Origin of the sequence: Paraburkholderia antibiotica (assembly GCF_012927125.1) — a bacterium.
GTDB classification, from domain to species: Bacteria; Pseudomonadota; Gammaproteobacteria; order Burkholderiales; family Burkholderiaceae; genus Paraburkholderia; species Paraburkholderia antibiotica.
Genome location: NZ_JABBFZ010000002.1, coordinates 114,511 through 139,709, shown reverse-complemented (window position 1 = coordinate 139,709; position 25,199 = coordinate 114,511). Strand labels below are relative to the sequence as shown.

General features: G+C 65.3%; 21 protein-coding genes. 13 read left to right on the top strand and 8 right to left on the bottom strand.

Features of this window, described 5'->3' with window-relative positions:
- The first annotated feature begins 29 nt into the window (after positions 1-29).
- The 4 genes from HHL14_RS04655 to HHL14_RS04640 are packed head-to-tail and all read left to right on the top strand — an operon-like array spanning position 30 to position 6,422.
- Positions 30-1,193 (top strand): efflux RND transporter periplasmic adaptor subunit, encoded by a 1,164-nt coding sequence (locus HHL14_RS04655; protein WP_169496408.1) that lies wholly within the window; start codon positions 30-32, stop codon positions 1,191-1,193.
- The gene (locus HHL14_RS04650) at positions 1,190-4,324 is read left to right on the top strand and encodes an efflux RND transporter permease subunit (protein ID WP_169496407.1); all 3,135 of its coding nucleotides are present in this window, start codon (positions 1,190-1,192) and stop codon (positions 4,322-4,324) included. Before HHL14_RS04655 ends, HHL14_RS04650 begins: the two co-directional genes overlap by 4 nt.
- 20 nt (positions 4,325-4,344) lie before the next feature.
- The gene (locus HHL14_RS04645) at positions 4,345-5,058 is read left to right on the top strand and encodes a response regulator (RefSeq protein ID WP_169496406.1); all 714 of its coding nucleotides are present in this window, start codon (positions 4,345-4,347) and stop codon (positions 5,056-5,058) included.
- Positions 5,055-6,422, top strand: coding sequence for an ATP-binding protein (locus tag HHL14_RS04640; RefSeq protein ID WP_169496405.1), 1,368 nt, complete (start codon positions 5,055-5,057; stop codon positions 6,420-6,422). The genes HHL14_RS04645 and HHL14_RS04640 overlap by 4 nt, the downstream gene beginning before the upstream one ends.
- A 29-nt stretch (positions 6,423-6,451) precedes the next feature.
- Here HHL14_RS04640 and HHL14_RS04635 read toward each other — a convergent pair whose 3' ends face one another.
- From HHL14_RS04635 to HHL14_RS04615, 5 genes are all read right to left on the bottom strand, one after another.
- The gene (locus HHL14_RS04635; RefSeq protein WP_169496404.1) at positions 6,452-6,718 is read right to left on the bottom strand and encodes a hypothetical protein; all 267 of its coding nucleotides are present in this window, start codon (positions 6,716-6,718) and stop codon (positions 6,452-6,454) included.
- A 365-nt stretch (positions 6,719-7,083) separates the two neighbouring features.
- Positions 7,084-7,455, bottom strand: coding sequence for a transposase (locus HHL14_RS04630; protein ID WP_230412921.1), 372 nt, complete (start codon positions 7,453-7,455; stop codon positions 7,084-7,086).
- Between the two features lie 165 nt (positions 7,456-7,620).
- A complete protein-coding gene (locus HHL14_RS04625; protein ID WP_169496403.1) occupies positions 7,621-8,211 on the bottom strand; it encodes an energy transducer TonB in 591 nt (196 codons plus the stop codon).
- A 147-nt stretch (positions 8,212-8,358) separates the two neighbouring features.
- On the bottom strand, positions 8,359-9,675 hold the full coding sequence (locus tag HHL14_RS04620) for an MFS transporter (RefSeq protein ID WP_169496402.1): 1,317 nt from the start codon (positions 9,673-9,675) through the stop codon (positions 8,359-8,361).
- 35 nt (positions 9,676-9,710) lie between these two features.
- Positions 9,711-10,826 carry a M20 aminoacylase family protein gene (locus HHL14_RS04615; RefSeq protein WP_169496401.1) on the bottom strand — a complete coding sequence of 372 codons (1,116 nt, stop codon included), beginning with the start codon at positions 10,824-10,826 and terminating at the stop codon, positions 9,711-9,713.
- A gap of 295 nt (positions 10,827-11,121) precedes the next feature.
- Between HHL14_RS04615 and HHL14_RS33070 the strand changes: the two genes are divergently transcribed.
- On the top strand, positions 11,122-11,733 hold the full coding sequence (locus HHL14_RS33070) for a MarR family winged helix-turn-helix transcriptional regulator (RefSeq protein ID WP_230412920.1): 612 nt from the start codon (positions 11,122-11,124) through the stop codon (positions 11,731-11,733).
- 43 nt (positions 11,734-11,776) lie between these two features.
- Here HHL14_RS33070 and HHL14_RS04605 read toward each other — a convergent pair whose 3' ends face one another.
- Positions 11,777-13,693: a sigma-54-dependent Fis family transcriptional regulator gene (locus tag HHL14_RS04605; protein WP_169496400.1), complete on the bottom strand. Its 1,917-nt coding sequence runs from the start codon at positions 13,691-13,693 to the stop codon at positions 11,777-11,779.
- A gap of 169 nt (positions 13,694-13,862) precedes the next feature.
- Complete coding sequence (locus tag HHL14_RS04600; protein WP_169496399.1) at positions 13,863-14,105, bottom strand: hypothetical protein; 243 nt, start codon at positions 14,103-14,105, stop codon at positions 13,863-13,865.
- A gap of 70 nt (positions 14,106-14,175) precedes the next feature.
- Between HHL14_RS04600 and HHL14_RS04595 the strand changes: the two genes are divergently transcribed.
- From HHL14_RS04595 to HHL14_RS04560, 8 genes are all read left to right on the top strand, one after another.
- Positions 14,176-14,451 (top strand): phenol hydroxylase subunit, encoded by a 276-nt coding sequence (locus tag HHL14_RS04595; RefSeq protein WP_169496398.1) that lies wholly within the window; start codon positions 14,176-14,178, stop codon positions 14,449-14,451.
- A gap of 85 nt (positions 14,452-14,536) precedes the next feature.
- Positions 14,537-15,574 (top strand): aromatic/alkene monooxygenase hydroxylase subunit beta, encoded by a 1,038-nt coding sequence (locus HHL14_RS04590; protein ID WP_169496397.1) that lies wholly within the window; start codon positions 14,537-14,539, stop codon positions 15,572-15,574.
- Entirely contained in the window at positions 15,567-15,839 is a 273-nt protein-coding gene (locus tag HHL14_RS04585) for an MmoB/DmpM family protein (RefSeq protein ID WP_129957605.1), read from the top strand. The genes HHL14_RS04590 and HHL14_RS04585 overlap by 8 nt, the downstream gene beginning before the upstream one ends.
- Positions 15,840-15,873: 34 nt before the next feature.
- Positions 15,874-17,493: an aromatic/alkene/methane monooxygenase hydroxylase/oxygenase subunit alpha gene (locus HHL14_RS04580; protein WP_169496396.1), complete on the top strand. Its 1,620-nt coding sequence runs from the start codon at positions 15,874-15,876 to the stop codon at positions 17,491-17,493.
- Between the two features lie 98 nt (positions 17,494-17,591).
- Positions 17,592-17,954 carry a phenol hydroxylase subunit P4 gene (locus HHL14_RS04575; protein ID WP_169496395.1) on the top strand — a complete coding sequence of 121 codons (363 nt, stop codon included), beginning with the start codon at positions 17,592-17,594 and terminating at the stop codon, positions 17,952-17,954.
- 31 nt (positions 17,955-17,985) lie between these two features.
- The gene (locus tag HHL14_RS04570; RefSeq protein WP_169496394.1) at positions 17,986-19,050 is read left to right on the top strand and encodes an NADH:ubiquinone reductase (Na(+)-transporting) subunit F; all 1,065 of its coding nucleotides are present in this window, start codon (positions 17,986-17,988) and stop codon (positions 19,048-19,050) included.
- Positions 19,051-19,222: 172 nt separating this feature from the next.
- Positions 19,223-20,974: an arylsulfatase gene (locus HHL14_RS04565; RefSeq protein ID WP_169496393.1), complete on the top strand. Its 1,752-nt coding sequence runs from the start codon at positions 19,223-19,225 to the stop codon at positions 20,972-20,974.
- The gene (locus tag HHL14_RS04560) at positions 20,952-22,130 is read left to right on the top strand and encodes a formylglycine-generating enzyme family protein (RefSeq protein ID WP_169496392.1); all 1,179 of its coding nucleotides are present in this window, start codon (positions 20,952-20,954) and stop codon (positions 22,128-22,130) included. Before HHL14_RS04565 ends, HHL14_RS04560 begins: the two co-directional genes overlap by 23 nt.
- Before the next feature lie 30 nt (positions 22,131-22,160).
- On the opposite strand, the gene HHL14_RS04555 is transcribed toward HHL14_RS04560, so the two are convergent.
- Positions 22,161-24,869, bottom strand: a complete 2,709-nt coding sequence (locus HHL14_RS04555) for a response regulator (RefSeq protein WP_169496391.1) — start codon at positions 24,867-24,869, stop codon at positions 22,161-22,163.
- Positions 24,870-25,199 lie beyond the last annotated feature (330 nt).

The window sequence follows — 25,199 nt, the reverse complement described above, 5'->3', positions numbered from 1 at the left end:
ATCGCTAACGAGGCGTGGAGAACAACAAGATGATCGAACTCAGAAGCGGGCCTCGGCGGGGGGATGCGCGGCCCGAAGCGAAATCGACGGCAGCTCGGCACGCGCGCTTCGCCGCGCTGCCCGGTGTTGCAGTCGTCGTAGTTGTCGCGCTCGCCGCGTGTCGCGACGGCAACGCGCCGGCTTCGTCAGCCGCAGCGTTGCCGCAAGTCAGCGTCGTGCATCCACAGTCGCGCGAGGTGCGCGATCAGATCGCGCTGAACGGCACGGTCGCGCCGTCGGCGACGGTCACGCTAGTCGCGCGCGTGCAGGGCGTGCTGAAGGAAATCGGCTTTACAGACGGCAGCTACGTCAAGCAGGGGCAGTTGCTGTTCCGTATCGAGCCCGACACGTATCGCGCGCAATTGCAGTACGACCAGTCCGCGCTCGATAACGCCGAGCTGGAACTGACGCGCCAGAAACAGCTGACCGCCGACAACGCGACTTCCGAATCGACACTGCAAAAGGCGCAAACCACCCGCGACCAGGCGCGCGCGAAGCGCGACATGTCACGCATCAATCTGAGCTATACCGACGTGCGCGCGCCGTTCGCGGGCCGCATCGGCGCACGTGCGTTCGATGTCGGCAATCTGGTCGGCGGCTCCGACTCGGCGAAGCTCGCGACGCTCGACCGCATTCAACCGGTGTACGTGAATTTCACGTTGAACGAGCGCGACGCCAATCGCATCGGTCTCTTCACGCAGCCGCCGCGCACGGTGCGGGTGGGCGTGCCGGGCGCGGCGTCCGCCGCCAACCCGGCGGACGTGGCGGGCGAGGACGCCGCGCTCGAATTCGTCGATACGCGCGTCGACGCCGACAGCGGCACGCTGCGTCTGCGCGCCGACATCGCGAATCGCGACGCGCATCTGATTCCGGGCATGGCGGTCGAAGTGCGGATTCCGGCCGGCGCGCCGCACACGACGCTGCTGGTGCCCGATAGCGCGTTGCAGCACGACCAGGCCGGCGCGTTCGTGCTGGTCGTGAACGAAGCAAGCGTGATCGAGAAGCGCGCGGTGACGACGGGCGGTCTGTTCGGTTCGCTGCGCGCGATTCCGGGCGGCCTCGACGCACACGACCAGGTCGTGACGGGCGGCGCGCTGGCGGTGTCGCTGGGCGTCAAGGTGCGGGTGAACGCCGCCGCGCAGGGCCAGTCATGATCCGCTTCTTCGTCGAGCGTCCGGTCTTCGCCAACGTGATCGCGTTGATCGTGATGCTGCTCGGCGCGGTCGCGCTGATCAATCTGCCGATCGCGCAGTATCCGCCGATCACGCCGCCCACCGTGCAGGTGCAGGCGCGCTTCCCGGGCGCCAGCGCGGCGACGCTGATCAACCGCGTCGCGCTGCCGATCGAGGCGCAGGTGAACGGCGTCGAAAACGCGCTGTACATGCAGTCGACCAGCACCAACGACGGCACCTACACGCTGACCGTCACGTTCGCGGTCGGCACCGACGTCGACAAGGCCCAGGTGCTGGTGCAGAACCGCGTGTCGGCGGCGACCGCGCAATTGCCGCAGGCGGTGCAGCAGCAGGGCGTGACCGTACGTAAGCGCTCGACCGCGATCCTGCAGCTCTACACGCTCGAATCGCCGGACCCGCGCTACGACTCGCTGTTTCTCGGCAACTACGCGGTGATCAATCTGCGCGACGCGCTCGCGCGGCTGCCCGGCGTCGGCGACGTCACCGTGTTCGGCACTGGCCAATACAGCATGCGGGTGTGGCTCGATCCGCGCAAGCTGAGTCAGCGCAATCTGAGCGCCGCCGACGTGATGCAGGCGATCCAGAGCCAGAGCCGCGACGTCAGCGCGGGCCAGCTCGGCGCCGAACCGAACGCGGGCGGCCAGGCGTTTCAGCTGACGGTGACGATGCAAGGCGCGCTGTCCACGCCGTCCGAGTTCGACAACATCATCATCAAGGCCGATCCGAACGACGGCGGCCGCTTCGTGCGGATTCGCGACGTCGGCCATAGCGAGCTCGGTTCGTCGAGCTACGGCCAGTTCTTCAATCTCGACGGCCGTCCCGCCGCTGGCATCGCGATCTATCAGTTACCCGAAGCGAATGCGTTGCAGGTCGGTGAGTCGGTGAAGGCGACGATGGCGCGTCTCGCGAAGGACATGCCGAAGGGCATCAGCTATCAGTTGCCGTTCGACACCACCACCTTCGTGCACCAGTCGGTGCTCGACGTGTACAAGACGTTGTTCGAAGCGGCGCTGCTGGTGCTGGTGGTGATCCTGCTGTTCCTGCAGAACTGGCGCGCGATGCTGGTGCCGGCCACGACCATTCCGGTGACGATCGTCGGCACGTTCGGCGCGATCTACCTGATGGGCTTCTCGATCAATCTGCTGACGCTGTTCGCGATCGTGCTCGCGATCGGTATCGTGGTCGACGACGCGATCGTCGTGGTCGAAGGGATCACGCAGCATATCGAGCAGGGCAAGACGCCGAAGCAGGCCGCGATCGATGCGATGCACGAACTGCTCGGGCCGATCGTCGGCATCACGCTGGTGCTGATTTCGGTGTTCCTGCCGTCGGCGTTTCTTGGCGGCGTGACCGGCCAGATGTACCGGCAGTTCGCGCTGGTGGTGGTCGCGACCACCGTCATCAGCGCGATCAACGCGGTCACGCTGAAGCCGGTGCAAAGCGTGCGCTGGCTGCGGCACGCGCGGCCCGGCAAGCCGAACCTCGTCTACCGCGTGTTCGACAAGGGCTATGCGCGCGTCGAGGGCGTGTATCTGCGCATCGTGACGTGGTTCGTGCGGCGCTGCGGGCTCGCGGTCGTCGTCGCGTTGCTGCTCGGTGCGGGCTCCGCGTATCTGCTCACGCGCGTGCCGACCAGCTTCATTCCGCTCGAAGATCAGGGCTACGTGCTGATCGCCGCGCAACTGGCGGACGCGGCCTCGCTCGAGCGCACGCGCGACGCGAGCCGGCAGATCGGGAAGCGCATCGGCGCGATTCCGGGCGTGAGCCACGTGGTGTCGATCGGCGGTATCTCGCCGCTCGACAACAACGCATCGCTGCCGAATTCCGCGCTGATCTACGTGACGCTCGACGACTGGAGTAAGCGCGGCAAAAGCGAGGATCTGCGCTCGCTCTATCTGCGCATGAACGACGAACTCGCGAAGCTGCCCGACATCCGTTCGGTCGTGATCGTGCCGCCGCCGATCCAGGGGCTCGGCAACAGCGGCGGCGTGCAGATGCAGGTGATGCTGACCGACGGTTCGCAGAACTACCCGCGTTTGCAGGAAGCGACCGACCGACTGATCGAGCGCGTCGCGCAACGCCCCGAATTGCAGCGCGTGTTCAGCCCGTTTCGCGCGGCGGTACCGACCGTCGAGCTGACGCTCGATCGCGCGAAGGCCGAGTCGCTGCAGGTGCCGGTCGGCAACGTGTTCGATCTGCTGCAGGACTACGTGGGTTCGAGCTACGTGAACCAGTTCACCGCGTTCAATCATACGTTTCCGGTGTTCGTGCAGGCGGACGGCGCATTCCGCCGCGAAACCGGCGATATCCGCCGTCTGCAGATCCGCAGCAACAGCGGCCATATGGTCGAGCTCGGCACCTTCGTCGACGCGCGCGCGTCGCTCGGTCCCGCGGTCGCGACGCTCTACAACCTCGCTCCGGCCGCGGCGATCAACGGCAACCCGGCCGCCGGCTACAGCACCGGCGACGCGATCGCCGCGTTCGAGCAGGAAGCCGCGCGCGTGCTGCCGGCGGGCATCGGCTACGAGTGGACCGCGATGTCGTATCAGGAGAAACTGGTCGGCAATTCGGCGTACTGGGTATTCGCAGTCGGCGTACTGCTGGTGTACTGCGTGCTCGCCGCGCAATACGAAAGCTGGCTGCTGCCGATCGCGGTCGTGCTCGCGGTGCCGCTCGCGCTGCTCGGCACGGCCGGCACGCTGGCCGCGCTCGGCATCGCCAACAACCTGTACACGCAGATCGGGCTGGTGCTGCTGATTGCGCTATCGGCGAAGAACGCAATCCTGATCGTCGAGTTCGCGCGACATCTGCGCGCGCAGGGCGTCGGCATCGTCGAAGCGGCCATCGAAGCGGCGCGGCTGCGCTTGCGGCCGATCATGATGACGTCGTTTGCGTTCATACTGGGCGTCGTGCCGCTCGTGATCGCGACCGGCGCGAGCGCCAGCGCGCGGCGCTCGCTCGGCATCGCGGTGTTTTCCGGCATGCTCGCATCGACCTGCATCGCCGTGCTGTTCATTCCGTCGTTCTACGTACTATTGCAGCGCTGGTCGGAACGTCACGCGGCGCGCCGCGCGCATCCCGACGACGCGTAACGGCTACGAGGAGCTTGCGCATGGAACGCCCCGCCAGGATCATCGTGCTCGACGACGAAGTCGAGCTGCGCAACATGCTGCTGCGCTTTCTGCGCGGCCACGGCTTCGACGTGCGCGCGGCCGAGGACGGCAAGCGGTTGTATCGCTATCTGGAGCGCGAGCCGTTCGATCTGCTGATTCTCGATCTGATGATCGGCGAAGAGGACGGCCTGGAAATCTGCGCGAAGCTGCGCGCGCAAGGGCAGACGCTGCCGATCCTGATGCTGACCGCGAAGGGCGATCCGCTCGATCGCGTGACCGGCCTCGAAACCGGCGCCGACGACTACCTCGCGAAACCGTTCCTGCCGCGCGAGCTGGTCGCGCGTATCAACGCGCTGCTGCGTCGTCAGAAGATGGCTGCCGGCGACCCGACCGTGACGTCGCAAAGCGTGCGTTTCGGCGACTTCACGCTCGACGTCGGCAAGCAGCAACTGTCGCGCGCGGGCGAGCCGCTGGAGATTCATTCGGCGCAGATGCTGCTGCTGGTCGCGCTCGCGTCGTCGCCGAATCGCGCGGTGAGCCGCGACAACCTGCTCGCGCGGGCGCGCGGCCGTGACCACGACGCGCTCGATCGCAGCATCGACGTGCAGGTGTTGCGGTTGCGGCAGATCGTCGAGGCCGATCCGTCGAAGCCGCGTTTCATCAAGACCGTGTGGGGCGTCGGCTATATGCTCGCCGCCGATGTCGAATCATGACGCGCCCGTTCTGGCGAAGACTGCTGCCGCGCACGCTGCTCGCGCGCAACATCGTGCTGCTGATCGTGCTGGTGATGCTGAGCCAGATCTGCTCGATCGTCGTGCTGCTGCATTACGTGCAGCGCCCGCGCGTCGAACGGGCGGCGGCCGTGTTCGCGAGCTACGTGACCACGCTCGACAACCTGCTCGCCGCGACGCCGCCCGCATCGCGCGCCGCGTTGAACGCGCGTCTCGACGCGCGCGAGCAGTTGCCGCCCGAAGCCGCCGCCGCGCCGCCGCGCGATTGGCTGCGCGCGTATCGCAGCTATCAGCGCGGCGTGTTTCTCGACAGCCTGCAAAAGCATTTACCCGCCGATATGCCGGCGCGCTGGCAGACCGAGGGCGCGCAGCGGCTGTGGATTCGCATGCATGCGCCAGCGGCCAGTGCGGCCGGTGTGGGCGATGCGCCGAATCAGCCCTACTGGATCGCGCTGCCGATTCCCGCCGACGCGCAAGGCAGCGGACTCGAAGCGGCGATCTTCCTGTCGCTCGGGCTCGGCGTGCTCGCGGCGCTGGCCGGTTACGCGATCCAGCTGCATCTGAACGAGCCGCTGCGCGAACTGACGGGCGCGGCGCGCCGCGTGAGCGCCGGCGAAACGCCCGCGCCGTTGCCGACCGATGGCCCGGCCGAAATCGCCGCGGTCGGCTGTGCTTTCAATCAGATGACGCATGCGTTACAGGAAGCCGAGGCGACGCGCGCGTTGATGCTCGCCGGCATCTCGCACGACATCCGCACGCCGTTGACCAAGCTGCGGCTATCGATGGCGATGGCGCTGCCGGATGGTGCCGACAGCAGCTTCGTGGTGGCCGCCGAATCGTATCTGGACCAGATCGACACGATCCTGCAGCAGTTTATGGACTACGCGGGCAGCGGCGAGCGCGAGGAGGCGCAGCCCGGCGATCTGAATGCGCTGATCGAGCGGCTGGCCGGCGATTTCGCGGGGCTCGGGCACGAGTTCGAGTTGTCGCTGGGCGTGTTGCCGGAGGTTCCGTATCGGCCGATCAGCATGATGCGATTGCTGATGAATCTGATGCAGAACGCGATCGTCTATGGCGGCACGGGACTGGCCGTGCGCACGTGGGCCGAGCGCGACGCGGTGACGGTCGCGGTCGGCGATCGCGGCAAGGGCCTGACGGTGGAGGAACTGGAGAAGCTGAGGGCGCCGTTCCAGCGCGGCCGGAATGCGCGCGCGCATAGCGGCGGGACGGGGCTGGGGCTATCGATCGTCGAGCGGATCGCGCGGCTGCATGGCGGCAGCCTGCAGTTTCATGCGCGCGACGGCGGCGGCCTCGAAGTGCGGGTCGTGCTACCGCTGCGCGCGTAACGTAGCGACGGCACGCCGCCGCGCTGCGCTTACTCGCGATCGAGCCACGCGTCGACGCCGACGCGAAACGCGACGCCCGCGATCACCGGCACCGTCAGCATCAGGATGATGCCGAAGTTCGGAATCTGGTCGCCGTACATGATCGGGTCGTACAGCACGACGCCGGCCACGATCGCGAACACGATCACGCCGATGAGCACCATCAGCAGATTGCGCGCGGTCAGGGACAGCGTCTTGCGCTTGGCCTTGTCCGGCGGGGTGTGCGTGCCGGGGGCTTGGTCGTGTTGGGCAGGCATGATGGCTCTCGTGACGGAAATGCGGCTAGGGAAGCGCGGACGCGCTGCGCCCGGCATCATACCCGTAGCCGCCATGCCGATGCAGTTCGCGCGGCAGTGCGTCGCGGGCACGTGTCCCTGACATCAATATAAGCCGCATTACCGGCGATGGTGCAAAAAGCGTCGAAAGCGGTAAGGGTGCGTTGCTTTGCGAAGGGGGCGCGAGGGGGAGGGGCGAGCGCGCAGTGCTTGTGGCGCTTCGCTTATGGAGCTTTGCGTGCGGTGCTTCGTTCGTTCGACACTTCGCTTGCAGAGCGTTGCTCGTGGCGTGTCGCACGTGACGCTTCGATTCGAAGCTGCGGCGCCGAGCTCGCGGCGCCCTGGCTTCAGGCTTCGGTTTGAGATTCTTCCGGCTGCGCGGCTTCCTGCCCTTCCCGCGTTTCCGGTTCTTCCGTCGTGGCCGTTGTGGCCATTGCATCGGACGAAGCGGCCGCGCATTCAGCCAGTTCGAGCGCGTCGAGAATCGCGCTCATCAAACCGCTGCGACGCCATTGCAGCCACTTGATGTAGCACGTCTGCGACGGCGGAAACGTCGCGGGCAGCCGATGCCATTTTTCGCCGCGCGTGAGGATCCAGAGGATCGCATTGATGATTTCGCGTGGCGGTCGCGCCGGTCGGCCGAAACGTTTGTTCGGCACCGGTTCGAATAAATGACTGATACGCGCCCAGGCGTCATCGGAAAGAGGTAGATCTAGCATGCGGGCCAACGTTTCACTAACAGGTACATAACGATCTTACGGTTTGGGGACTTACTACTAATTCCGGAATTGGCCGTTGTTTGACCTGCTTAACGGCGAATTGCCCCGCGCCCGATCATGCTGGCCTCGCTGTTCTCCTCGGCCGCCCGTTATCCGCGCGCCCGCCTAATTGCAGGCAGCCGTGCCGTGCACGGTAATACAGCGATGCCACGACCAGTGGCTCTCGTCGCTGAGTCCGCCGGCGGAATTCATCCCGAGCGCAGCCTTGAAGGGCCGGAAATGCAGCTCCATTCTCGCCACCTGGTGACCCGCCGGCGCGGGCTGTAGCGCGGGCGTCGCGCCAATCGAACGATCGACCGCGCGATCCCACGCGGCATTGCCGCTGCTGCCGACGCGCCGGATCGAACCGATCATGCCGTCCGGCTCGACGCGCACTTCGACGATCGCCTCGGGGTTGTCGCTCACCTGATCGCGCGCGGCATGCAGATTGCTGCCGATCGCACAGGCAACATAACGCCGCCATTGCGATTCATCGAGGCTTTGCGCGGAGGGCGGCGGCGTGCCGGCCGGCGCGAGACCCGCGAGGCACCGATCGAGCACCTCTTGCGCGGGACGCGCGGGCAGAAGATCCGCCGATGTCGGGCTGTTGCCGGCGCAGCCCGCGAGCAGCGCGACCCCACCCGCGCAGGCAAGCGCAAACGGAAACGAAAATGAAAGCGTGGACAGACAGGTGGCGAATCGCGCGTATTTTTTCATGGTTTATCCCCGGCGCCGGAACGAACGGATTCTAGCGGTTCCGGGGCGACGCGCGGTGCGGATTGCATGCGACTTCAATCCGCTTACGCCATGACATCCGGCCATCGCCAGCTTCGCGATGGCCGGGGCAGCGGCTCAGGTCACGAATCAGGTCGCGAAGCCCGCGGCCGTGCGGCGCGCGTTCGACGGCAACACCAGCACGCCGATCAGGCCGATCACGACGCTCGTCATCACGTAGTAGATCGGCGCGAGATTGCTGCCGGTCACGTGCACGAGCCACGTGTTCACGAACGGCGCGAGGCCGCCGAAAATCAGCACCGCGAGGTTGTAGGTGACCGCCGCGCCGGTCGAACGCACGCTGACGGGGAACACCTCGGTCAGCACGATCGGCGTCGGGCCCCAGAAGAAGCTCATGAAGAACGACACGCCGATCTGCACCGCCAGCAGCGAGCCGAAGCTCGGCGCGTTGACGAACTGTTTGAACAGCACGTACGACGCGATGCCGTACGCGACGATCGCCGGCAGCAGGATCGTCTTGCGGCCGTAGCGATCCGACAGGTAGCCGGCGAGCGGGCAGAACACGAGGATGACCAGCGTGCCGATGAAGGTGCTCAGGTTCACGTCGGAGGCGGACATGCCGAGCTGCTTCTTCGCGAAGATCGGCAGGAAGAACACGAACACGTAAGCCGAGACGGTGCCCACCACCGACATGCCGATGCTGCCGAGCACGGCGCGCGGATAGTCGCGGAACACGGTGCGCAGCGGCGTGTCGACCGGCTTGATCTTGCCGCGTTGCACCTCGCTCGCGTAGGCGAGGAATTCCGGCGATTCGTCGACGGTCGAGCGGATCAGCCAGCCGACCGGTCCGATCAGGATGCCGAGCAGGAACGGCAGACGCCAGCCCCACGATTCGAGGTCGTGCGGCGCGAGGTTCACGGTCAGCAGGTAGGCGACCAGCGCGCCGAGCGAAAACGCCAGCGCCTGCGAGCACATCTGGAAGCTGCCGTAGAAGCCGCGGCGATTGGCCGGCGCGAACTCGACCAGCATCGTGGTCGCGCCGCTGAATTCGCCGCCCACCGAGAAGCCCTGGATCAGCCGCGCGAGCACCATCAGGATCGGCGCGGCGATGCCGATCGCCGCGTAGGTCGGCAACAGACCGATCATGCCGGTGCCGATCGACATCAGCAGGATCGTCATCGACAGCGCTTTCTTGCGGCCCACGCGGTCGCCGTACAGGCCGAGCAGCACGCCGCCGAGCGGGCGCACCGCGAAGCCGACGCCGAACGTCGCGAGCGTGAGCAGCATCGACGCGAAGTCGTTGCCGCTCGGGAAAAACAGCTTCGAGATCATCACGGCGAACAGGCCGTAAATCGCGAAGTCGAACCATTCGAACGCATTGCCCAGGACCGAGGCAATCACTACCTTTCGTACCATCGCCGGCGATGGCGCCGCTTGATTGTTCATTGCCGTTCTCCTCTGATCGCTTGCCTGAAGTGGGCTTAGCCGAGCCGTTGCCGCACGATTTCGATGAATACGGCCGCGCCGGTGGGCGCGGTGTCGTCGTCGAAATCGAATTCGGGGTGGTGGCAGGTGAGTCCGTCGTGGCCGAGGAAGAAGTACGAGCCCGGACGCTGCTCCAGCATGAATGCGAAGTCTTCGGAGGCCATCAACGGCGCGACGTCGACGATCACGTTGTCCGCGCCGATCACGCGTTCGGCCGCGCGCCGCACCGTGTCGGTTTCGGCGGGCGTGTTCAGCGTCGGCGGCGAGGTCTGCAGATGCTCGAAGTTCACCTCGCAGCCGTACATCGTCGCGGCGCCCTCGCAGATCGCGCGCAGCCGCGCGAGCGTGGTGTGTTGAGCTGCGACCGACAGCGTGCGCACCGTGCCTTCGAGCACGGCGGTGTCGGGAATCACGTTGATCGCGGTGCCCGACAGGAACTTGCAGACGCTGACCACGGCAGTGTCGAGCGGATCGATATTGCGGCTCACGATGCTCTGGATCGACTGCACGAGCGTGGTGCCGACGATCAGCGGATCGATCGACTTGTGCGGCATCGCCGCGTGGCTGCCGATGCCCTTGACGGTGATCCGGAACAGGTCGCACGCCGACAGGATCGCGCCGCTGCGCACGCCGACCTTGCCGGCGGGCAACTGGTTGTTGTTGTGCAGTGCGTAGATTTCGTCGCAATGGAAGCGCTCGAACAGGCCGTCGCTGATCATCGCCGAGCCGCCGCGCAGCGTTTCCTCGGCCGGCTGGAAGATCAGATGCACGGTGCCGCGAAAGTCGCGATGCGCGGCGAGATGTTTGGCGACGCCGAGCAGAATCGCGGTGTGGCCATCGTGGCCGCAGCCGTGGAATACGTTGTCGTGCGTGGAACGATGCGCGGGCGTGCCTTTTTCGCTCATCGGCAGCGCGTCCATGTCGGCGCGCAGGCCGATCGCGGGACCGTCGCCGCGCGTGCCGCGAATCGTGCCGACCACACCGGTGCCGCCGATGCCGGTCTGCACGTCGATCGCCCAGTCGGCGAGCAGCTTCGCGACGAGGCCCGCCGTGCGATGCTCGTGAAAGCCGAGCTCCGGATGCTGGTGGATGTCTCTGCGCCAGGTTCGCATCTGTTCGCCAAGCGCTTTCAATTCACTGTCCGTTTGCATATCGCCCAAGTCTCGCTGTGATGGATGAGTGTGCTCCGCCCGCACGATCCAGGCGGCCCGTTCGAGTCGTAGAATAATTCATTAGTTGATGTTTTCAACTAATGCTTTTCCCTGATAGTCGATGAAAGCGGGTGGGCTGGGCTATCATCCTCGTTGAGCCGGCGGCGCGCCGATCAGCGCGCAGACTGGGCATTCAGGCACGCGCCGGCTCAGCGAATTTCTTGTTAAGTAAAGTCTTCAGACAGGACGCAATCAGATGCGAGCAGGCACGCGAGCGGCGGCACGGACAGGCGCGGCGAAGAACCATGCGAAGAACGAGGACGTGTCGGGCGAAGAGACGTCGAACGGTCTCGTTGACGACACGGAGAACGCCACATCTGGCGATATCTCGAGCGCCGACGTGCAGGACGCAGTCGCGGCAACGCGCGGCGCGTCCTTCTTTCTGACCTTCAAGCTCGATCTGATCAAGAGCGAAATGATCAGCCGCGCGAACGCGGCGTACCGGCCCGCAGTGGGGCTCGACGTGCGCTCGCTGCGGGTGCTGCGGATCATCTGCGATACGCCGGGGATCACCGCGACCACGCTGAAAGAACTGACGCTGATCGAAAAGACGCTGCTGTCGAAGCTGGTTGCGGATCTGATCGAACGCAAGCTGGTGCGGCGCTCGATCCATCCCGACGACGCACGGCATTTCCAGCTATGGGCGACCGCGGCCGGCAAGCGCACCCGCGCGTCCAGCGACGAGCTGGGGCAGGTGCTGGAAACGGAGATCCTGTCGGTGTTGTCCGCCGAGGAGCGCGGTCAGCTGAACCATATCGTCGACAAGCTGGTCGACGAATTCCGCCGCTCGGGTCGGGAGCAGGGCTGAGCCTTTGCGGCCCACCGCCCACGGCCCGCGTTCTGCGTTTCGCCTACACGCGCAACCCGCGGCTTTTCAACCGGTAGACCAGTTGCGGTCGCGTGATCCCCAACGTGCGCGCAGCCGCCGACAGATTGCCCTGCGCGCGTTGCACCGCGCTTTTCAGCAGCGCGGTTTCGATATCGTCGAGCGAGGTCGGATCGATGTCGCCGCTCGCGCCCATCAGCAGATCGTTGACCTTTCTGACCACGCGTTCCACTTCGCCGCCGGTGCCCGCCTGCTGATCGAGCAGCGAGGCCGACGGCGTCAGCGAGCCGTTGGTGCCGAGGCCGAACAGTTGCGCGTCGATCGTTTCGCCGCTCGTGAACAGATGGCCGATATCGATCGCGCCGCCGTCCGGCGCGAGAATCACACCGCGTTCGACGAGGTTTTCCATCTCGCGGATATTGCCGGGCCAGCCGTAGCTGAGTAGTGCATCGAGCGCGCGGCCGGTGAAGCCGGTCACGTCGCGCGCATGTCGTTCGCGGTACTTGTGCAGCATGTGATTGAGCAGCACCGGCAAATCCTCGCGCCGCTCGCGCAGCGACGGCACGCGAATCGGAAACACGTTCAGGCGGAAATACAGGTCTTCCCTGAAGCGGCCCGCGCGAATCTCGTCCTTCAGATCGAGATTGGTCGCCGCGATCACGCGCACGTTGACGCGGCGCGTCTGCGTATCGCCGACCCGCTCGATCTCGCCTTCCTGCAGCGCGCGCAGCAACTTGCCCTGCGCCGTGAGACTCAGAATGCCGATCTCGTCGAGAAACAGCGTGCCGCCGTCGGCGCGCTCGAAGCGGCCCGGACGGCTGTGCGTCGCATCCGTGAAGCCGCCGCGCTCGACGCCGAACAGCTCCGACTCGACCAGCGCCTCCGGAATCGCCGCGCAGTTGACCGCGACGAACGGACCGTCGCCACATGCGCTGATCCGGTGCAGCGTGCGCGCGCACACTTCCTTGCCGACGCCGCTTTCGCCGAGAAACAGCACGGTCGCGCGGGTGTTCGCGACGCGCCGGATCATATGGCAGACCGCGTTGAAACCGGGCGACGCGCCGACCATGTTGTCGTCGCCGAACGCGGTGGGCGTCGGTGGGCGCGATTCGCCGAGCAGGGGCGCGTTCGTCTGCGGGGCAAGATCGCGTTGCGACGCGTGGGGCTCGGCGTGTTTGCGTTCGCGCTTAGGTTCGTCCTTAGGTTCGTGCTGCGTTTCGCTCCTGATTTCACGCTTGGCCGCCGCCACCGACAACCCCTGCGTAAACGACTGCGCCTGCATGAAGCGCAGATCGTCGGCGGCTTCGTCGCCCCATTCCTCGACCGGCTTGCCGACGATCCGGCATTGCGACTGTCCGAGCGCGCGGCACTCGACCTCGCGATAGACGATCGGCCGGCCCATGAACACGCTCGTATAACCCGACGCATAGCCGATCTGCGTCCAGCACACCGGCTCCGCGCCGATGCCGTAGATGCGCACGTGCTCTTCGTCTTCCGCGCAGTTCTTCCAGACGAATTCGCCGTAGTACTGACCTTTTTCGACATCGAGTTCGAGCCGCACCGGTTCGACCACGGTCATACCTTCGAGCATGTGCAGTTGCGGGCCGACCGCGAACATCTCGGTGATCGAGCTGTCGGGGCGCACCTTGCGCGCGAGTTCGGCGTCGCGCGCGCCGGAGTTGTAGCCCATCCGCGTGAGCAGGCCGCGCGCCGCGTCGATGCCGAGACTGTCGATCAGCTCGCGCCGCATCACACCGACCGAGCCGGTATGCACGAGCAGCATGCGTTGATCGCCGAGCCAGATGCGCCCGTCGCCGGGCGAGAAGTGCAGCCTCGACATCAGGTCCGCGATGTCCGGATAGCGCAGGCTGTCGACGCACGCGCCCTGCGGCGACACCATCGACATGCGCGGATTCCCGCTGGGCTTGATTCGGGTGACCATCGAAATTCGTCTCCAACCACGTGGCTGATTTTTTATGCCGGCCGATGCCGGGCCGTCAGTATGCAATGTCGCGCGCGCGGCTGCATGACGAATCGCGCGCGGCCGGCCTCGGGTGTTCCCTGATACCGATTTGATCGGCCGCCCAATGCGGGCGGGGCTCCGATTTCGATCATTTGATCGAGCGCAAAGTTGCGCGGTTTTCGCGGCTCAAGCTCGCCGGCAGTTTTTTCGCGGCGCTTACCCGTTGATTCACAAGGGATTGTGCGCTTTTCGCCGCGCGCCGCGGCGCTTTTCGCGCGGCATTGGCATAGCGGTTGCATGAATAGGCGCGCTGCCGCGGGATTTTGATCAAAGCATCGACCGAAGCATTGATCAAAGCATCGACAAACGCGGGCAGCCACGCATCGGCCATCGGCGCGCGTACGGCAGTCACGTATCGCAGCGCACGACGGCCGGCCACGCAAAAACACAAGGAGACGGCGATGCCCCCGCATTCACCCTACGCCGAACCGGTTGCGCAAGCTTTCGACGTGACGCGGCGCTATGTCCGCGTGCGCGAACGGCGCGACGACGGCTTCGTCGAGTTCGATTTTTCGATCGGCGATCCGGGCCTGAGCGTCGAGCTCGTGATGAGCACGCGGGACTACGAGTCCTTTTGCGCGACCCATCACGTGTGCCAGTTGAGCGACGACGAAGCGCACGCGCTCGACCTCGAACAGCTGAAGTGGCGCTACGGCCAGCCCGGCGTCACCGAATAGTCCCGCGAAGCACCGGCGAGCACACCACCGCAAAGCCTCACATCAGCTTCACATAAGCCCGCAGAGAAAACGAAGGAGACAACTCATGCAGATCGACATCAAGACCTCTTCGGTCCAGCAGATCCGCCAGACCTTCTCGCATGTCGCGAGACGGCTCGGCGCGGACAAGCCGGCATCGCGCTATCAGGAAGCGACGCTGGAGCTGCAGCCCGAAGACAACTTCCATTACCGGCCGCTGTGGCAGCCCGGCTTCGCGCTCTACGACAAGGGCCGCACGGCGATCCGCATGAACGACTGGTACGCGTTCAAGGACCCGCGCCAGTACTACTACGGCACGTACACGATTGCTCGCGCGCGGCAGCAGGATGCAATGGAAAAGAACATCGAGTTCGTCACGCGGCGGCGTCTGCTCGCCGATTTGCCGGACGACGCGAAGGCGCGCATTGCCGCGCTGATGGTGCCGCTGCGGCACCTCGAATGGGCGGCCAACACCAACAACTGCTTCGTGACCGGCTACGGCTGGGGCACCGCGATCACGCAGGCGACGATGTTTCATTCGATGGACCGGCTCGGCATAGCGCAGTACCTGTCGCGACTCGGCCTGTTGCTCGACGGTAATGCGGGTACGTCGCTCGTCGAAGGCAAGGAGCGCTGGCTCAACGATCCGATGTGGCAGGGCCTGCGCCGCGTGGCCGAGGACACGATGGTCGTGAAGGACTGGTTCGAGACTTACGTCGCGCAGAACGTCGTGCTCGACGGGCTGCTTTATCCGCTCGTGTACCGCCATCTCGACCTGCGTCTGTCGAAGGAGTACGGCGCGGCGCTTGGCATGCTGAACGAGTTCGCAAGCAGTTGGTTCGACGAAACCAGCCGCTGGGTCGACGCGACGCTGAAGACCGCGGCGGCGGAGTCGGCGGAGAACGCGGCGTTGCTCGCGCAGTGGATCGCGAAGTGGCGCGCGCGGGTGTTCGATGCGTTGCGGCCGTTCGCGCTCGAAGCGCTCGGCGCGCAGGAGGGCGACGCGGCGTTGCAGGAGATCGCCGCGAGCTTCGATGCGCGGGTACAGAAGCAGGGCGTGTCGATCACAGCCGAGCAGGACCGCAAGGAGACGAACCATGGCTGATTCCGTATTCATTGCTTTTCAGGCCAACGACGATTCGCGTCCGATCATCGAGGCGATCGAAGCGGACAACCCGCACGCGGTCGTCAACGCGTTCCCGGCGATGGTCAAGATCGACGCGGTTGGACGACTGGTGATCCGGCGCGAGTCGATCGAGGAGCGCATCGGTCGCGACTTCGATCTGCGCGAGCTGCAACTCAATCTGATCTCGCTCGGCGGCAACATCGACGAAACCGACGACGAATTCATTCTCGAATGGAAGGCCTGAACAGGCCACGCCGAACACGCACCGGAGACACACGATGAGCACCACCAACGCGACGCCGAAGAAGCTGAGCATCAAGGAAAACTACGCGATGCTGACGCGCGGTCTCGGCTGGGAGACCACCTATCAGCCGATGGACGAAGTCTTTCCGTACGACCGCTTCGAAGGCATCAAGGTCCACGACTGGGACAAATGGGAAGACCCGTTCCGTCTGACGATGGACGCCTACTGGAAATATCAGGGCGAAAAGGAACGCAAACTCTACGCGATCATCGACGCGTTTCAGCAGAACAACGGCCAGTTCAACGTGACCGACCCGCGCTACATCAACGCGCTGAAGCTGTTCCTGACCGGCGTGAGCCCGCTCGAATACGCGGCGCACCGCGGCTTCGCGCTGGCCGGGCGCAACTTCCGCGGCGCTGGCGCGCGCATCGCGTGCCAGATGCAGGCCATCGACGAACTGCGCCACGCGCAGACCCAGGTCCACACGATCAGCCACTACAACAAGTACTTCAACGGTTTTCACGACTTCAAGCACATGCACGACCGGGTCTGGTATCTGTCGGTGCCGAAGTCGTATTTCGAGGACGCGATGAGCGCCGGACCGTTCGAGTTCGTCACGGCAATTTCGTTTTCGTTCGAATACGTACTGACCAATCTGCTGTTCATGCCGTTCATGTCGGGCGCCGCGTTCAACGGCGACATGGCGACGGTCACGTTCGGCTTTTCCGCGCAGTCCGACGAATCGCGCCATATGACGCTCGGCCTCGAAGTCGTCAAGTTCCTGCTCGAACAGGACCCGGGCAATGTGCCGATCATCCAGAAGTGGGTCGACAAATGGTTCTGGCGCGGCTACCGGCTGCTCACGCTCGTCGCGATGATGATGGACTACATGCTGCCGAAACGGATCATGTCGTGGCAGGAAGCATGGGAGACGTACTTCGAGAAGAACGGCGGCGCGCTGTTTCATGACCTCGAACGCTACGGGATTCGCATGCCGAAGTATCACGAGGTGGCATCAAAGGAGAAGGACCGCATTTCGCACGAGGCGTGGGGCATTTTTTACAACTACACGCACGCGGCCGCGATGCACACGTGGATTCCGTCCGACGACGAAATGAACTGGCTCGCCGAAAAATATCCGGCCACCTTCGACAAACTGTACCGCCCGCGCTTCGAGTACTGGCGCGAGCAGCAGAAAGCGGGCAAGCGCTTCTACAACAACACGCTGCCGATGCTGTGCCAGATCTGCCAGATTCCGATGGCCTTCACCGAGCCCGACGATCCGACCAAAACCTGCTACCGCGAAAGCGATTATCTCGGCAACAAGTATCACTTCTGCTCGGATGGCTGCAAGGACATCTTCGACAACGAGCCGGAGAAATACGTGCAGGCGTGGTTGCCGGTGCATCAGATCTACCAGGGCAACTGCTTCGAGAAAGACGCGGACCCGAGCGCCGCCGACTTCAATCCGCTCGCCGAAGTGCTGCGCTATTACCACATCAACGTCGGTGAAGACGGCCACGAATTCGAGGACTCGCCCGACCGGAAGAACTGGCTGCGCTGGACCGGCAAGCCGAGTCATGGCGGCGAGGGCACCACGGAAGGGGCGGCGGATCAGCCGGCGCAAAGTGCGCCTGCAGCTCAGGCTGCATAAAAGGTGGCATAAGAGGCCGCTTAAAAGGACACATAAGAAGGCGCATAAAAGGCCGCATAAGTTCGGCCTGCGCCGACTCAATCTCAAGGAGACACGACATGTCAGTTATCGCGCTCAATGAAGGCTACACGGGCGAAGTGAAAGACCGCGAGGAGAACTTTCACGGCAACCGGCTGCTGTTCGTCGGTTGGGAAGATCACCTGATGTTCTGCGCGCCGCATTGCATTCCGGTGCCGCCGTCGATGACGTTCGCGAGCTTCGCGAACGACGTGCTGCCGGGCATCTATTCGTCGCATCCCGACTGGGACAAGGTCAGGCTCGACGAAATCGAGTGGTTCAGTTCGAACCAGCGTTTTACTCCGGCGTTCGATCGCACGCTCGAAGAAAACGGCCTGCGCCACAAGGCGGTGATCCGTTTTCGCACGCCGGGTCTGACCGGCATTCGCGGCTCGTGCAGCTAAAACCTCACATCGATCACAAGGAGACGCTGACATGAGTTATCAGCTCACCATCGAGCCGATCGGCCACACCATCGAGATCGGCGACGAGCAGACCATTCTCGACGCGTGCCTGCGCGCCGGTGTGTGGCTGCCGCACGCATGCTGTCATGGCCTGTGCGCGACCTGCAAGGTGCAGGTCGTCGACGGCGAAATCGAGCACGGCAATGCGTCGCCGTTCGCGTTGATGGATTTCGAACGCGACGAGCGCAAGTGCCTCGCGTGCTGCGCGACCGCGCAATCGGATCTGACGATCGAGGCCGACATCGACGAAGACCCCGACGCGCGCCACTATCCGGTGCAGGACTTTACCGGCCGCGTGACGGACAGCATCGATCTGACGCCGACGATCAAGGGCATTTTCGTCGAGCTGGACGGCGAGGGCATCGCGTTTCAGGCCGGCCAGTACGTGAACGTGCAGATTCCCGGCGAAGACACGCCGCGCGCGTTTTCTCTCGCGGGCAAGCCGGGTGCGTCGACGCTGATCGAGCTGAACGTGCGACGCGTGCCGGGCGGCAAAGGCACCGGCTATCTGCACGAGGCGCTGAAACCCGGCGACGCACTGCGTTTCAGCGGGCCGTTCGGCCGCTTTTTCGTGCGCGCGTCGGACCCGCAGCCGGTGATCCTGATTGCAGGCGGCTCGGGACTGTCGAGCCCGCGCTCGATGCTGCTCGATCTGCTGGAGCAGGGCGACACGCGGCCGATCACGCTGGTGTACGGCGCGCGCGATCGCGGCGAACTGTACTACCACGACGAGTTTCTCGATCTCGCGCGGCGGCACGCGAATTTCACCTATGTGCCGGCGTTGTCGAACGAAGCCGAGGGCAGCGCATGGGACGGCTTTCGCGGCTTTGTCCACGAGGCGGCGAAAGCGCATTTCGCCGGCGATTTTCGCGGCCACAAGGCGTATCTGTGCGGGCCGCCGGTCATGATCGAGGCATCGATCCGGGCCTTGATGCAGGGGCAGCTGTTCGAGCGCGACATCTATACGGAGAAGTTTCTCAGCAACGCCGACGGCGCCGAAGCGCTCGCGAAAAGCCCGTTGTTCAGGTCGATCTAGACGAGCCGGTTCGACCACGCCGACCGCACGGCCGGCCCGATTCGCGCTGCATACCCGTACGGTATGAAAGTAGTCGAAATCGGTGTTGGACCGTGCGGCGGCTTCGCCTCAGAATCTGCGCACCAAGCATCTTAAAAAACAACGATAGCAATTAAAAAACCAGGAGACGGAGATGAAGACACTACTCACCGCTTGCGCCATCGCTTGCGCGGCAGCCCTGCCGGGCGTCGTCAGCGCCGCAGCTAGCAGCGCCGACAGTGCGCAGAGCGCGCCCGCCGCGACTCAAACCAAACATCCGAACATATTGCTGATCGTCGCCGACGACCTCGGCTATTCAGACATCGGCGCGTTCGGCGGCGAAATTCATACGCCGAATCTCGACAAGCTCGCGCACGAAGGCGTGCGCATGGCCGATTTCTACGCGTCGCCGTTCTGCTCGCCGACCCGCGCGATGCTGATGTCGGGCGTCGACAATCACCGCGTCGGGCTCGGCGGCATGGCCGAACTGCTGACGCCGGCGCAGCGCAAGGCGGCCGGCTACGAAGGCTATCTGACGCACAGCATCGTGACCTTTCCGCAACTGCTGCACGATGCCGGTTATCACACGTATATGGTCGGCAAATGGCACCTCGGTTTGACTGAGGAATACGGTCCGGCGTCGCGCGGCTTCGAACAGTCGTTCGCGATGGTGCAGGGCGGCGCGAGCCACTATGGCCAGGTCGGCATCATCACCAACGACCCGGACAAGACGCCGAAGGCGATGTATCGCGACAACGGCAAGCTGATCGATCTGCCGGAGAATTTCTATTCGACGATCGGCTATACCGACAAGGTGCTGTCGTACATCGACAGCAATAAGGACGACGGCAAGCCGTTCTTCGCCTATGTCGCGTACACCGCGCCGCATTGGCCGCTGCAGGCGCCGGACGAATACATCAGGAAGTACGAAGGAAAATACGACGCCGGCTACGACGCGATCCGCGCGCAGCGTCTCGACCGCATGAAGGCGATGGGCCTCGTGCCGAAGGACATCGAGGCCTATACGGGCGACGAAGTGTGGCCGAAATGGAGCAGCCTGTCGCCAGTGCAGAAGCAGATCGAGTCGAAGCGGATGGCCGTCTACGCGGCGATGGTCGACGTGATGGATACGCAGATCGGTCGCATCGTCGATCATCTGAAGGAAACCGGCCAGTACGACAACACGCTGATCTTCTTCATGTCGGATAACGGCGCGGACGGCAACAGCATTCTCGACGAGCAGGCGAACCGTGAGTGGATCCGGCGTCACGCGGACAACAGCCTCGCGAATACCGGTCGCGCGGGTTCGTTCGTCGAATACGGTCCGGGCTGGGCCCAGGTCAGCATGACGCCGCTGCGTCTGTACAAGGCGTTCGCATACGAAGGCGGGATCGCGGTGCCGAACATCATCGTGTTGCCGCACGGCGCGCACGACGGGCAGATCAGCCGCGTGCCCGCGCACGTGACCGACGTCGCACCGACGATGCTGCAACTGGCCGGCGTCGCGCAGCCGGGCGGTGAGTACAACGGGCGTCCGGTGTTCCGCATGCAGGGCACGTCGATGCTCGACTTCCTGACCGGTCAGCGCAAGACCGTGCATCCGGGCGAGTTCACCGAAGGCTGGGAGCTGAATGGCCGCCGCGCGATGCGCAAGGGCGACTGGAAGATCTCGTACGCGAACAAGCCGTGGGGCAATGGCGAGTGGCAGCTGTTTCACGTGAGCGTCGACCGTTCCGAGCTGCATGACGTGTCGAAGCGCTATCCGGCCAAGATGAAGGAACTGCTCGCCGAATACAACGCGTACCAGACCGAGAACGGCGTGCAGGATATTCCTCACCTCGGCGAGCGTCCGGGCTACAGCAACGCGACGCACTACTACGAAGATGAACTCGACACCAACCATTGAGCGTCGGCGCGTGGGTGCGCCGCTCGGGGCCTCGCGGGCGCCGCGGCGCGTCGCGTGGCTGGCGGCGCCGAGGCTGGCGCTGAGCTGGGCGGCGGGGCTGTCGGTCCTGGCAGGAGCGGCAGCCGTTGTGTTCGCGGCTGCTCCGGCAGCGGCTGCGGAAGCGACCACCGAAGCGCCGACCGCTGCAGCCGCGCCACGGCTGTGCACGGCCTATAGCGGCGTGCCTGCCGGCTTCGCTCCCGCGCGGGACGGCGTGCCAAATCGCGCGGGGATGATCCGCATTCCGGCGGCCCGCTTCCAGATGGGCTCGAACGAAGGCTATCCGGAAGAGCGCAACGTGCGCACCGTGCGGCTCGACGGCTTCCTGATCGACCGGCACGAAGTGACCAACGCGGAGTTCGCGCGCTTCGTCGCGGCGACCGGCTATGTGACCGACGCCGAACGCGCGCGCGATCCCGCGCAATTCCCTGGCATCCCGAAGGATCAGCTGGTGCCGGGCTCGGTTGTGTTCGTGTGGCCGAAGGGCACCGAGCAGTTCGACGATGCGTATCGCTGGTGGAAATTCCAGCCGGGCGCGAACTGGCGTCATCCATTCGGGCCCGGCAGTTCGATCGCGGGCAAGGACAATCACCCGGTCGTGCAGGTCACCTACGACGACGCGAAAGCCTACGCGAAGTGGCTCGGCCGCGATCTGCCGACCGAGGCCGAATACGAGTACGCGGCGCGCGGCGGCCTCGACGGCGATACCTACCCGTGGGGCAATACGCCGACCGTGCAGGGCCGCTACATGGCGAACACGTGGCAGGGCGATTTCCCGGCGAAGAACCTCGTGCGCGACGGCTATAAGGGCACCGCGCCGGTCGGCTGCTTTCCGGCCAACGGCTACGGCATGTTCGATCCGGTCGGCAACGTCTGGCAGTGGACAAAGGACGCGTATCAGGACCGTCATCCAAAGGACGAGGCGGAGAATCCGCTGGTGGTGACGGTGTCGCAGCCGGTCGATACGCTGGAGCGGCCGGCGCGTGTGATCAAGGGCGGTTCGTTCCTGTGCGCGCCGAACTTCTGCGTGCGCTACCGGCCGTCGTCGCGGCAGCCGCAGGACCCGACGCTCGGCACGGTCCACATCGGTTTCAGAACCGTGCTGCGTGCGCCATGAAAGCGCGACGCCTGACGCTTCGTCTGCTGACTACGACGCTGCCGCGGCGCGGTCGAGCCATGGCGCGAGTTCGTGTCGCAGCTGATCGATATCGAGCGGCTTGCCCAGGAGGCGGGCGCCAGGAATCGTATCGCCGATCTCTGCACTGTGGCCGTAGCCCGACACCAGCAGCACGCGTATCTCCGGCTGCGCGCGCCGTACCGCGCGGGCGAGGTCGGCGCCGGACATGCCGGGCAGCGTGAAGTCGGTCAGCAGCACGTCGTAGCGGCGCGCGGCCGCGAGCGGCAACGCTTCCTCGGCGCTGCCGGCCGTGGTGCAGGCGAGGCCGAGCGCGCCGAGCAACTCGCCGAGCGCCTCGCGCGATTCGGCATCGTCTTCGACCAGCAGTATCTGCGCGACTTCGGGCGCGGCGTGCAGTGTGGATGGCGAGGGCGCCTTGGGTTGCCGCTGCGATTCCGCGCGCGCGTCTTTGTGTGAGTCCTTGCGCGATTCTTTCTGCTTCTCTTTGCGGGCTTTGACCGCCGGCGCTGGCGTCGACGTTGGGGTTGCGTCGTACGCGGCGCGCGGCACGCAGGCGGCGATGCGCGCCTCGCGCACCTCGGCCGCATGATTCGCGTGCGCTGCGTTCGCGCGCAGCACGTTACGCACGAGGCGCGCGAGATCGTCGCGCCGGTACGGTTTCGACAGCAGCGTGATACCCGCGTCGAGCTTGCCGTGGTGGACGATTTCGTCGCGCGTATAGCCGGACGTGAACAGCGTCGGCACCGGCGGCGTGCGCGCGGCCGCGCGTTGCGCGAGCTCGACGCTCTTCAGCTTGCCGGGCATGACCACGTCGGTGAACAGCAGATCGATCGGCACGTCGCTGTCGATGAATTCGAGCGCGGCGTCGCCATTCGATGCGGTCAGCACCTTGTAGCCGAGCTGCGCGAGCATTTCGACCGCGGTCAGGCGCACGTCGGCATCGTCCTCGACCACCAGAATCGTCTCGCCGCCGCCGATCGACGTCGCCGGTCCTTCGGCGGCCTCCGGCGTCTCCGCCTCGCAGCAGCGCGGAAAAAACAGCGACACCGTGGTGCCGTGTCCAAGCTCGCTTTCGATCGCGACATGGCCGCCGCTTTGCCGCGCGAAGCCGAACACCATCGAGAGTCCGAGGCCGGTGCCGTGGCCGTCGGGCTTGGTCGTGAAGAACGGTTCGAAGACCCGCTGCAGCACCTCGGGCGGCATGCCCGAGCCGGTATCGGTGAGCGCGAATTCGACGTAGGCGCCGGGCGACAGCTCCGGCTTGTCGCGGCAGAACGCGGCGTCGAGCAGGCGGTTGGTCGCGCGCACCGTGAGCAGGCCGTCGGCGCGCATCGCGTCGCGCGCATTGATCGCGAGATTCAGCAAGGCGTTCTCGAGTTGATTGCGGTCGACCTGCACGTTCCACAGATCGTCGCTGACGAGCGTCTCGATGCGCACCGTCTCGCCGAGCGCGCGGCGCAGCATCTCGCTCATGCCGGTCAGCAGGCGGCGCGGATTGAGCACGGTCGGCGACAGCGGCTGGCGCCGCGCGAACGCAAGTAGATGCGCGGCGAGCTTCGCGCCGCGCTTGACCGCCTCGGTTGCGGCCGACAGACGCCGCTGCGTGACCGGCTGATCGCCGGCGTCGGCGGCGAGCATCTGCAGATTGCCGTTGATCACCTGCAGCACGTTGTTGAAGTCGTGCGCGACGCCGCCCGTCAGGCTGCCGATCGCTTCCATCTTCTGCGCCTGGCGCAACTGCTCCTCGGCGAGTGCGCGCGCCGCGATCGAATCGGCGACGCGCTGCTCGAGTGTTTCGGTTAACTGAAGAAGCTGCTGTTCGGCGATCTTGCGCTCGTGAATGTCGATCAGCACGCCCGGAAAACGCGTCGGCCGGCCCTGTTCGTCGAACTCGCAGCGGCCATTTGCCTGCACCCACAGGTAATCGCCGTCGGGCCGGCGGATCCGGTACTCGGCGCGAAACGGTGCGCCGCTGCGGATCGCCTCGGCGGTGAGGCGGTCGTTGAGCACCCGGTCGTCGGGATGGATGGCCTGGGTCGCGGCATCGCGCGGGACGCCTTTCGCGGTCTCGTCGAGCGGGAACGAAAAGGTGCGCGCGAAACGTTCGTCGCCACTGACCTTGCCGGTGCGCACGTCGAGCACCCAGGTGCCGAGCACCGCGCCGGCGTTGAGCGCGAGCTGCAGACGTTCGTTGGTTTCGTGCAGTTCCGTTTCGGCCTGCTGGCGGCGGCGCTCGGTCAGCACCCGCCCGGTAGTCTCGACGACCATCGCGAGTACGCCGCCCGGCGCGCCGCTGTCGTCGGCGACGGGGCTGTAATACAGATCCATCCACACGTCCTCCGGCCTGCCGTCGCGCAGCAGCACGAGTTCCTTGTCGCGATACGACAGCGTGCCGCCGGCGAGGCAGGTGTTCATCACGTTGCGGTTGAAATCGGCGACCTCGGGCCAGCCGTTTTCGACCGCACAGCCGAGCAGGTACGGATGCCGTCCGCCCGCGAAAACCGCGTAGGCGTCGTTGTAGATCATGTAGCCGGGTTCGTCCCACAACAGCACGAGCGGCACCGGCGAGGCGAGCATCAGCTGGACCGTCGAGGTCAGGCTGCGTTGCCAGGTTGCGATGGCGCCGAGGCTGGTCGCGCGCCAGTCGAATTCGCTGATGCGTTGCGCCATCTCGCCGCGCCAGCCGGCGCAGCCGTAATCTTGTGCCGGAAAGGGCATGCAGCGCTCCACGTGAGATCACGTCGATAAATGCCGCTTCGCGGCCGGCCGGACGTGACCGGCGGAGACGAACGAAGCGTGTGCCGCGCGGCGCGTGTCGGCGGCAAGCAGCCTGATGGGCTGCGGATCATTGTAGGCCACAACGTCCGCGCATTGACGCGCGCGCGGGCGCTATTCGGGTTTTGCCGATGTCCGGAACGGCCTCGACGCGCGTCGCCGTTCGATGCGCGCGCAACTTTTACCGCGCGGCCGGCGTGGGGTGAAGGGAGAGCGGAAAGAATCGCTGGCACGAGCTGTCAGCGGTGAAAGCAGGGGAGATAAAGGCGCGTT